The organism is Campylobacter concisus, assembly GCF_902460665.1.
GTDB lineage: Bacteria > Campylobacterota > Campylobacteria > Campylobacterales > Campylobacteraceae > Campylobacter_A > Campylobacter_A concisus_AL.
The window spans coordinates 538162-542131 of sequence record NZ_CABPUR010000002.1 but is presented as its reverse complement, the minus strand read 5'-3'; the positions used below and the strand labels follow the sequence as shown (position 1 = coordinate 542131).

The 3970-nt window shown below is 33.9% G+C and carries 4 protein-coding genes; all 4 read left to right on the top strand.

Translation table 11 applies throughout. The features are described from left to right. Positions 1–112 precede the first annotated feature (112 nt). Positions 113–697 (top strand): restriction endonuclease subunit S, encoded by a 585-nt coding sequence (locus tag F3G66_RS06050; protein ID WP_149707467.1) that lies wholly within the window; start codon positions 113–115, stop codon positions 695–697. 1 nt (position 698) lies between these two features. Further along, positions 699–2189 carry a type I restriction-modification system subunit M gene (locus tag F3G66_RS06045; protein ID WP_149707466.1) on the top strand — a complete coding sequence of 497 codons (1491 nt, stop codon included), beginning with the start codon at positions 699–701 and terminating at the stop codon, positions 2187–2189. Beyond that, entirely contained in the window at positions 2186–3334 is a 1149-nt protein-coding gene (locus tag F3G66_RS06040) for a restriction endonuclease subunit S (RefSeq protein ID WP_149707465.1), read from the top strand. The genes F3G66_RS06045 and F3G66_RS06040 overlap by 4 nt, the downstream gene beginning before the upstream one ends. Continuing rightward, the coding region (locus F3G66_RS09455) for a hypothetical protein (protein WP_188115837.1) at positions 3315–3970 on the top strand (656 nt) is incomplete at its 3' end. The genes F3G66_RS06040 and F3G66_RS09455, both read left to right, overlap by 20 nt.

Sequence of the window (3970 nt, the reverse complement as noted above, 5' to 3'; positions counted from 1 at the left end):
TATTTTAGAAATAATATAAAAATGTATTGTTTATTTTTATCTTTTTTGATATACTTCGCTCATAAAAGTATTAGTATTATTTTCAAAATAATACAGAAAGGAGTATCTTAAAATGATAAAAATAGGCGACATATCTGGTATAAAAACTGGTCTAGTTTTAATCCGCAAAAAGGCGGACAAAAACGTAGATGAGAAATTTCGCTATAAAGTAGTCTCGCTAAAGTCCTTTAATGAAAATGCTCTATTTGATGACACATTTGCCGATGAGTTTATATCAAACGAGCAAATAAGCGAGGAGTATAAAGTAAGTCATGGTGATGTTTTACTGCGACTTAGAGAGCCGAATTTCGCCGTTTATATAGACAAAGATTATGACGATCTTATCTACTCATCTTTGATGGTTCGCATAAGGGTTAAAAGCGACATATTTGATCCGCGTTTTGTGGCGCATTATCTAAACAGCAGCGCCGTTAAAAGAACCCTTGCACCAGATGTTTCAGGCACTACAATAGCGATGATAGGAGTTGCAAGCATAAATAATATAAAAATACCAGCCATAAATTTGCAAACTCAAAACAAGATAGTAAAATACCTAAATTTAGCTCGCGAGGAGAGCGAAATTTTACAAAATTTAGTAGCTCAAAAGCAAAGATATCACAAAAGCATATTTGAAAATTTAATAAAAAAGGAGAACTAAGATGCAAAAGACCACTCAAGAAACCATAAATAACGTCGTTTGGAAGGCTTGCGACACGTTTCGCGGCACGATGGACGGAAGCGACTATAAAGACTATGTTTTAACGATGCTTTTTGTTAAGTATCTATCTGATTTTTATAAAGAAAAGCTCGAATTACTTAAAGCCGAATACGGCGACAAGAGCGATAGGATCGAAGCAAAGCTAAAGAAAGAGAAATTTAAACTTGATGAGAGTTGCACATTTGAGTATCTTTTAGCGCACAAAGAAGCCATAAATTTAGGCGAGATAATGAACAAAACGCTAGAAAAGATCGAAGAGGACAACAAAGATAAGCTCGAAGGCATCTTTAGAAGCATAGACTTTAATAACAAAAACAAGCTTGGTGACACAAAAGAGAGAAACGCTATCTTGCAAAATTTGCTTGATGACTTTAGCGACGCTAGGCTAGATCTTCGCCCCTCTATGCTTGAGGGCAACGACATAATAGGCGACGCATACGAGTATCTTATAGCTCACTTTGCAAGTGACGCTGGCAAAAAAGGCGGAGAGTTTTATACGCCAAGCGAGGTTTCGACACTTCTTGCAAAGCTGGTTGAGCCAAAAGAGGGCGATATGATCTATGATCCTACTTGCGGCTCTGGCTCACTTCTTATCAAGGCTTCAAAAGAGGTCGGTAGTAAAAATTTCCGCCTTTACGGACAGGAGAAAAACGGACAAACTCACGCACTTTGCAAGATGAATATGTTTTTGCATGAGATAAATGACGCTGTGATCGAGTGGGGTGACACGATCAGAAACCCACTTCATCTACAAGACAATCTTATAAAGACATTTGACATAGTCGTGGCAAATCCACCATTTAGCCTAGATAAGTGGGGTGCCGACTTTGCCGTGAACGATCCTTTTATGAGATTTATTAGCTACGCTTTGCCGCCAAAGAGCAAGGGCGACTACGCATTTGTCGTACATATGATAAAAAGTCTAAACAATAACGGCAAAATGGGCGTCGTGCTCCCGCATGGAGTGCTATTTCGCGGAGCAAATGAGGGCAAGATTCGCCAAAAGCTGATCGAAGAAAATTTACTTGACGCCGTCATCGGACTACCGGCAAATTTATTTTATGGCACGAGCATCCCTGCTTGCATACTCGTTTTTAAGAAAAACCGCTCAAATGAAGATATGCTGTTTATCGACGCTAGCAAGGAATTTGAAAAAGGCAAAAACCAAAACTCGCTAACAGAGCAAAATATAAAAAAGATAGTCACAACCTATAAAAACAGAAGCGAGATAGAAAAATACTCCCACCTAGCAAGCCTTAGCGAGATAAAAGAGAACGACTACAACCTTAACATCCCTCGCTACGTCGATACTTTTGAAGAAGAAGAGCTTGTGGATATCGAGGCTACAAAGGCTGAGATTTCACGCTTAGAATCCGAGCTAAAAAGCGTTCAAAGCAAGATGAGTGAGTATCTTGCGGAGCTTGGACTATGAGCGAATTTAAAAATTTACCAAGTGGTTGGAGGGTCGTGAGGCTTGGGGATGTTTGTGAGATAAATCCATCAAGCAGAAAACTACCAGAGAAATTTTATTATATTGACTTAGAAAGCGTGGAAAAAGGCATATTGCATTCTTTGAAAGAAGTTTTTTTGGAAACGGCACCAAGTAGAGCCCAAAGATTACTTGAAAAAGGCGATATTTTATTTCAAATGGTTAGACCATATCAAAAAAATAATTTTTTATTTGAGTTAAACGGCAATTTTGTTGCTTCTACTGGCTATGCTCAAATAAGAACAAAACAAAATAGAGATTTTATATTTCAGTATTTAAATTTTGACACTTTTACGAAAAAAGTTATTGAAAAATGCACAGGCTCAAATTATCCAGCAATAAATGCATCTGTATTTTCAAATTTGATGATTTTACTTCCGCCAGTAGACGAACAAGAAAAGATAGCGGAAATTTTATCTACTTGGGATGAGGCTATAAATTTAACTATAAATTTGATAGAAAACAAAAAGCAGTTTAAAAAAGCTCTTATGCAAAATTTACTTACAGCCAAAATCCGCTTTCCCCAGTTTCAAGACGAGTGGAAAGAAATTAGATTGGCTGAGACTTGCAGGAAAATTAATTCAAATTTAACTTTAAATAATTTATCAAGTAATCATAAATTTCCAACATATGATGCAAATGGTTTAGTTGGCTATAGTGATTTTTTTGCATTTAATAGAGAATATATAACTATTGTTAAAGATGGTGCAGGTGTTGGTAGGGTTAGGTTGGTTAATGGAATGACAAATTTTATTTCAACTATGATGGGAATAATAAATAGAGAAAATTCAAATATAGTCTTTTTAAACTATATTTTTAAGAGTATAAATTTCAATAAATTTATTACAGGTTCAACTATTCCACATATTTATTTTAAAAATTACTCAAACATTATTATTAAACTCCCAAATTTAAACGAACAACAAAAAATCGCAGAGGTTTTAACGGCTTGCGATGATGAGATAAATTTACTAAATTTAAAACTAGAAAATTTGAAAAAACAACAACAAGGCTTGATGCAAAAGCTACTAAGCGGAAACATAAGAACAAAAGTAAAAGGAGGAAAAAATGTCAAGATGGATGACTAGGTATGGGTCGAGTGATTTTCATAGCAAATGGGAACTATTTAAGACAAAATTTAGTGAATTTAATATTAAAGAGATTGGGAATGTAGAAATTATTGATGAATACAATAGACTTGGAAAAGTTATAATTTTTATAGATAGCTATCTAAAACTAATCGATCCTGAATTAAGTCCAGAAAATTCATTGAATAATTCAAGAAGTTATTTGGAAAATGCTTTGAATTATTTTAATTCATTCATCAATAATAGAACTATTGATTACATTGTAGCAACAAATAACTCTATAGATCAGCTTATTGCTGGGTTAAGGAATTTAAATATTCTAATGCCTAAAATTTCTAGCAGATCAGTTTCTAACATGGTGCAAGAATACACAGATACTATAAAAAAGGCTTTGGAGGATATAAATTTAGAAAAAACAAAAGAAGATGTAAAAGAAATTTATAGATTAAAAAATGAGTTAATAGATGGAGAGGATAGCATTGAAGATAATGTTAAAGACTTTTTTGACGAAATAAAAGAAAAATATACAAAAATTGCAGAATTTCATGATGAAACCTTAATTGATGAAAAAGATTATATATCAACAAAAACTGAGATACTGGAAGCAAAAAAAGATATTTTAAATGATATAAATTT